This is a genomic window from Oleiphilus sp. HI0086 (assembly GCF_001635225.1).
On the sequence record NZ_LWFZ01001177.1, the window covers coordinates 1 to 656 of the forward strand.

A 656-nucleotide genomic window follows, 5' to 3' on the forward strand; every position below is an offset into this window, starting at 1 on the left:
TGACTGCGTTGCGACAACAACTGGATTCTGCCCAGCAGCGGCTCTCCGAGTGGATTGGCGGTCAAGCCAGTCTGCCGTTGGCGCGGACCTTATCCAGTAAATTGGGTGATGAGCCAACCCCAGGCATGGGTCAGACGCACAATGATCGCTGGCTCTATGAACAGATCAATCGGCATCCCCTGTTATTGGCCTTTGACCAACGTATCGAGGCTATGCAGACCGGGGTTGAATTGGCCCAGCAAAAGTATAAGCCCGAGTGGGGGCTCACCGCCCAGTACGGCTATCGGGACGATGACCCCATGGGCCGGGATCGCGCCGATCTGTTCTCGGTCGGCGTCACATTTGATCTGCCGCTTTTCACGGGCAATCGACAGGATAAAGATGTTAGCGCCGCTACCTCCCGAGCTGAGGCACTGCGAACAGACAAGCTACTGATGGCGCGAAAGTTAATGGCGGAGCTGGACACGACCATTGTGCAAATCCAGCGCCTGAATGAGCGCCGCACACTCTATGACCAGCAGCTACTGCCGCAAATGGCGGAGCAGGCCGAAGCTGCCCTGACTGCCTATAACAACGATGACGGCGACTTTGCTGAAGCGGTGCGTGCCCGCATCGCCGAGCTGAACGCCAAAATCGATTTCCTGACCATCAAGGTC

Annotated in this window: 1 protein-coding gene; it reads left to right on the forward strand. The window is 57.5% G+C overall.

Annotated elements, in window-relative coordinates:
• Positions 1 to 656, forward strand: a 656-nt coding sequence (locus A3756_RS20525; RefSeq protein WP_197481429.1) for a TolC family protein, incomplete at both ends; no start/stop codon positions are given.